Here is a 5,805-nt window from a genome sequence, read left to right as displayed (position 1 = left end):
GTGAACGCGAGCGGTGGCTTCAGGTGACCGGACCGTCGTGCCGGCTCGGCGGTCTCGCATTTCTTTGCGGGGATTTGGGCAGCCGGTCAATGGCATATCCGGATGGAGTGACGTGCCCGGCCGTTAAAGTCGGCGGGCGATGACCACTCTCGCTGTCCTCTCCCACGCCGGAGAGCCGGCGTGCCTTCGGCGCGAAGCTCCCGACCCGGCCACGACATCGTATGGGTGATTCTCTGTGGAGTACGTAATCGTCGCGGCCGCCGCGGTGACGCTTTTCCTTCTCGTCCGGATCGGCCTGGGCGCGCGGGTGGCGCGGCGCGCCCTGTGGGTGCTGACGCTGGCCTTCGTCGCGCGGCTGCTCATCCATGTCCTCGTGATCCGGTCCAACTCCATCGCGTACGGCGGGGACAATTTCGTCTACGAGGGCAGGGCCCTGGAGATCGTGGCCTACTGGAGGCGTGAGGGCTTCGCATTCGTCACCGAGGAGCAGATCGAAAGCCTCCATTCCGTGGCGGTGCCCTGCAACGTCTTCGCGATGATCATCTACCTGTGCGGCGGCCCGGCCCCTCTGGCCTGCACCGCATTCGTGGCGCTCGTCGCCTGCGGGCTGTGCATCGTCATGTACAGGTTCGCGCGGCTCATCGGCGCCGACGAGCGCGCGGCGTTCAGGCTCATGACCGTGATGGCGTTCATGCCCGCGTTCATGCTGCATACGTCCGATACGTTCAAGGACGGATTCAATGCGTTTCTCATCGTAGCCTGTCTCGGCCTCGCCGCTTCGAACGCGCAACGTTTCGACATGCGGAAACTGATTCTTCTCGGGCCGCTGCTGTGGGCGCTCTGGAACGTGCGCCCCTACATGGTTTTCATATGCTTGATACCGCTGATTTTCGGTCTGGCAAGCCTCAAACATGCTTTCCCGTTGTGCGTACTGGTCATCTCGGCCACACTTCTGGTTCCTCTTCTGGCCTCTCCCGACGTGGCCGAAAGCACACCTTTCGCCGTGATGCAGGAACAGCTGGAACGCGGGCAGTCGGAGAGTTTCCGCCGCGCCAACGCGGAAGGAGGTTCGGGAATCGTGTTCAACGACGGCGGCAATCCGTGGGGCGCGTTCGTACCGAAGCTGATCTACACGCTTCTGTCCCCGTTCCCCTGGATGGACGGCAGCCCGGTGTTGCAGCTGGCGAAGATCGAGACAGTGCTGTGGTACTACCTTCTGTGGTGCGCGGCGTCCGGGATGCGTCGAATGTGGGGCGACAGCCGCAGAATGCTGCTGATCCTCCTGCTCTTCGCCGTGCCGTGCACGATCGTGTACACGACCACCATGTCCAACGTCGGCCTCATCTTCCGGCAGCGGATGCCGATCGTCATGGTCGTGAGCCTGCTGTCCGCGGTCGCCTGGACCAGGATCCCGCAGGACGGGCGGCAGCTCGCGTCCGGCACCGGAACGGGCCCGGTCACCACCGGTTCCGCGGCATCCGCCCGCTCGTCCGGTACGGCAGGGAAGGCTCCGGCCGGCGTTCCGTGAGCCCGGTGAGGCCGGTGAGGCCGGTGAGGCGCGTCAACGCTCCTCCCGCATTCGTCGACGTCCTGCGCGCGCTCGGACGCCCATGCGGTGGCTACCTTCCTCTCCCTGTCGTGCCCGGAGCTCGTCCGCAGCCGGACCTTGCGCGCCATGACAGGGAGGCAGGCCGGGCGGGCAGCATCGCGAATGACGGAAACAATACTCATGCCGAGTATTGTGAATAACCGCTGAACCTGGCCTCCGAATGCTCCGCTGAATGTCGCTGAAATATTCAGCGACATTCAGCGGAGCGCGCCCATCGGAATTCTCCCGGACCGCTAGTCGACGTCGAACACCACGTCGACCCAGTAGTTGGTGGCCTGGTGGCTGCTTGTCGGGAAGGTGCCCGTCGCACCGTACGCGTAGACGCCGTTACCTCCCTCCTCGCCGTTGGCCAGCGCGATGAGGGGCTCATTCGTATATTGCACGGTAAAATACGGACGCGTCTGAGAATAAAAGCCCGATGTCGTATGGTAGGACACGACATAGGTCGTGTTGGCGGTTACCGGGACGGGCGTCGCGAGATTCACCTGCTGCCACCCGCTCGCCGTCTCGTCGGTGAAGGTCGCGCTGGCGAGCAACTGCCCGTCACTCGTCCACAGGCTCCCGACATGCGTGCCGGTGTTCTTCTCGCCCTTGTAGAAACGGATCCCCTTGATGCTGCCACTCGTCAGCGTCCTGAACTTGACGCCGACCGTGACGGGCTTGCCGTCGGGGTGGGACGTGACGGTGGGGACCGCCGTGTCCTCCCACAGGCTCGCGGACGGCACGAACAACACGTCGACCCAGTAGTTGGTGGCCTCGTAGGTGCTGGTCGGGAAGGTGTTCGTCGCGCTGTACGTGTAGACGCCGTTACCCCCTTCCGCACCGTTGGCCAGCGCGATGAGCGGGCCGTTCGAGTACTGTTCGGGGAAGTACCAGGGTGTTATCGAATAGAACCCGGGGGTCGTGTGGTACGAGGCGACGTACGTCGTGTTGGCGGTCACCGTGACGGGCGTCGCGAAACTCACCTGCTGCCACCCGCTCGCCGTCTCGTCGGTGAAGGTCGCGCTGGCGAGCAACTGCCCGTCACTCGTCCACAGGCTCCCGACATGCGTACCGGTGTTCTTCACGCCCTTGTAGAAACGGATCCCCCTGATGCTGCCACTCGTCAGCGCCTGGAACTTGACGCCGACCGTGAGGGCGTGGGGATCGTTCTGCGTCGGGGTCTTCGGGATCGTCTGATCGTCCCAGATGCTCCTCACCGGCACGAACAGCACGTCGACCCAGTAGTTGGTGGCCTGGTAGCTCCCGGTCGGGAAGGTGCTCGTCGCGCTGTACGCGTAGACGCCGTTGCCCCCCTGCACACCGCTGGCCAGCGCCACGAGCGGGCCACTCGCGTACTGCGCGGTGAAGTAGGGGCGTGTCGCCGAGTAGTACCCGGATGTCGTGTGGTACGAGGCGACGTACGTCGTGTTGGCGGTCACCGTGACGGGCGTCGCGAAACTCACCTGCTGCCACCCGCTTCCCGTCTCGCCGGTGAACGTGGCTCTCGCCAGGAGTTGCCCGCTCGCACTCCAGAGGTTTCCGGTGTGCGTCCCCGTGTTGAGCGCGCCCTTGTAGAACCTGATGCCTCTGATGGTTCCCGGGCTCAGGGTCTGGAACTTCACCCCGACCTCGACCGGCAAGGAGTCGTTGACCGAGGTGACGGCGGGCACGGTGCTGGGCGGCCAGATGGTGCAGGCGCTACATGACGTGGTGACGGTGACGGTGATCGTGGTCGGAACCACCTGGAGGTTGCCGATGTCGTCGACCGCCCGGACCGCGATCGTCGCGGTCCCGGTGTTTTGGGGCGTCCAGCGGTACTGCCAGGTCTCACGGCCTGTCGCCGGAAACCACCGGACGCCGCCGTCGACCGAGACCTCCACTCCGGCCACGACGCCGCCCCCGGTGTCGGCGGCCGTTCCCTGGATCGTGACGTTCGTCAGCCGGGGCAGGGAGACGCCGGCCGACGGGCTCGTGATCGTCGACGTGGGAGGGCTGGTGTCCGTCGACGCGGTGGCCGGGACCAGACCGGGCTGGAGGCTCGCGGGCTGGGCTCCCATGTCGGCGAAGAGGTTGACCGTCGCCTGCCGCATCCGGATGTCGGTGGGCGTGCCCGCTCGATCGTGGTTGGCGTCCAGCCCCCACGACCACTGGATGGTCCCCGCGCCGAAGACGAGCGAACCGCTGGCGGTCCGGTAGAGCGTCAGGTTGTGGATCGCGCTCCCGAGACCGTACAGACTTCCGTAGTCGAGCAGGTATTTGGCGGGAAGGTTCAGAACCGTTCTGGAAAGCCTGGCCCGCCCGACCGGTTCGACCGCGTTGTCGGGCGACACATCCCATTCGTAACCGAGCGTTCCCGCGGGGAAGGTGGCCGTCTGTCCCGGTGAGAGGTTCGCCACGGACGTGTTGCGCCAGAGCCGCATCTTGCCGTACTCGGCCGGAACGGTCATCGCGTTGTTGGAGACCCCGTTGACCCTGAACCACGTCCCGGTCAGGGCGTTCTCCGGCCTCCCCCCGTCCGAGGGCGGGGAGAAACGCGGATCGCGCCATGTCCCGGTCCACTGAGAATTCGGGTCGATCTTGGCGTTCGCCAGCGTCTCCTTGTAGCAGACGAAGGTCCGGTAGGGAGTGTTCGTGCCGTCGGCGCTGGGCTCCCAGCGGCCCTTCCAGAAAACCTCGTTCCCGGAGAAGAACGCCAGGTTGACGCCGTTGTCCCGGGCGTTCACGACGTTGTTCCGCATGTCGTTGGACCAGTACTCGTCATGGCCGACGGACAGGAAGATCTCGTGTTCGAGCAGTTCGGGACCGCGCATCGCGGTGTCGACGTTGCTGGTGTAGCTGACGTCGTAGCCGTTGGCCTCGATCCATCTGACCATGGGGTATTCGGAATTGAAGAACCAGCTCTCCACCGAGCCACCGCAACAGCTGGAGACGCGCGTGGTGAAGGGCCGGTTGTAACTCACCTTGTAAGCGCGCCCGCCCGGAACACTCGCGGAGTAGAGACTGTTGCCGCCGTACTTGTTGTAGGCCTGCCAGGTGCTGTCAGAGGTCTGGAACAAAAGATCCGATCCGCCCTCGTCGTCCCGGACCACGAATATCATCTGGCTGGCACCGCTTGTCCCGTCTTCCCGGATCAGGTTCGCGATGTAGACCCCGGAGACCGCGTCGGCGGGCACGGCCCACGAGGCGGACACCGCCCAGTTTCCGCAGTCGACCAGCCCGGTCGCCGTCTCTCTGAGACAGGCCGGCTGCGACTGGGGCAGCGGAGCCGAAGGGGCGAGCGTTGTCATCTTCCGTGCGCCCATGCCGCCGTAGTAACCGATGCGGTAGACGTCCACGCGATAGGCGGTCGCCAGGGTGTCCACCTTGAACTGGACGGTTTCTCCCCTGTTGACGCTCATCTGAGTCGCGTATCCCTGGATGTTGGCGCTGCCGGCTCCCGGTATGTCCCATTCGCTGGGGGGGTTGCCGGGCAGGCTGTTCTCCAGGCAGATGACAGAGGTTATCGGGCAGGCCGCGTGGAGCCCCCGGGTGCGGGCCCCCGCCCGCGCGGCGGTGGCCTCACGCTCCCCCTTCCTGACGTCTTCCACGGGATGGCCGCGCAGGCCGAGCCGGGTGAGCCTCCGCTCCAGTGAGCGGCCTCGGCGGCCGTCCGGCGGCGGTGGTGCCTTGATCTCCACGGCCTGGCGTTCGACGTGCCGCGGCCGGTCTCGTTCGCCGGCAGGGCGGGGGACGCCGGGGGCGGGTTGCCCGGGCTCGGCCACCGGGTCGGGAACGGCGTCCGGTCCAGCCGGTACGGTCTCGCCACCGAGACGCCGGAGCCCGGCGTCCTGCCCGGCGTCCTGCCCGGCGGCCTGCCCAGCGGCCTGCCCGGCGGCCTGCTCCCGGGGGGCACCGGTACCGGGTGCCGGCACCCAGGCGGCACCGAGCAGACTGATCAGAGCAAGGACACCGGCCCCGAAGGCGAACGGTGACGGCCGCCGCCCGGGCCCGGCCTTCTTCACGTCCTCTGGCCCTCCTGACATGTGTGGCCTCCCGGCAGCGCTCTCGTGGCAAGCTCTCCGCCCAGGCCGGAGCCGCAGGCAAGAAGAAAGACAATCACTTCCGGCCTCCGACAGGAATTATGCTTAAACAGCGGCGATTTATTCACAAGACAGGTGATTACTCTAATCTCACATTAGAAGCCCATTACGGACACGAACCAAACCCAGCGCCAT

At 65.9% G+C, this 5,805-nt stretch carries 2 protein-coding genes; one reads left to right on the top strand and one right to left on the bottom strand.

Annotated elements, in window-relative coordinates; translation table 11 throughout:
* Positions 1–235 precede the first annotated feature (235 nt).
* Positions 236–1,528 carry a hypothetical protein gene (locus AB0F88_RS44160; protein WP_362698644.1) on the top strand — a complete coding sequence of 431 codons (1,293 nt, stop codon included), beginning with the start codon at positions 236–238 and terminating at the stop codon, positions 1,526–1,528.
* 314 nt (positions 1,529–1,842) lie between these two features.
* On the opposite strand, the gene AB0F88_RS44155 is transcribed toward AB0F88_RS44160, so the two are convergent.
* Entirely contained in the window at positions 1,843–5,613 is a 3,771-nt protein-coding gene (locus AB0F88_RS44155) for a DUF4082 domain-containing protein (protein WP_362698641.1), read from the bottom strand.
* Positions 5,614–5,805 lie beyond the last annotated feature (192 nt).

The sequence above is a fragment of the Streptosporangium sp. NPDC023963 genome (assembly GCF_040639135.1).
GTDB lineage: Bacteria > Actinomycetota > Actinomycetes > Streptosporangiales > Streptosporangiaceae > Streptosporangium.
Note: the sequence above shows the minus strand (reverse complement) of the source record. Positions and strands in the feature narration are given on the sequence as shown.

Excerpts from the sequence above, each read along its gene's own strand:
- AB0F88_RS44155 (WP_362698641.1), bottom strand. The coding sequence starts at position 5,613 with ATGTCAGGAGGGCCAGAGGACGTGAAGAAGGCCGGGCCCGGGCGGCGG.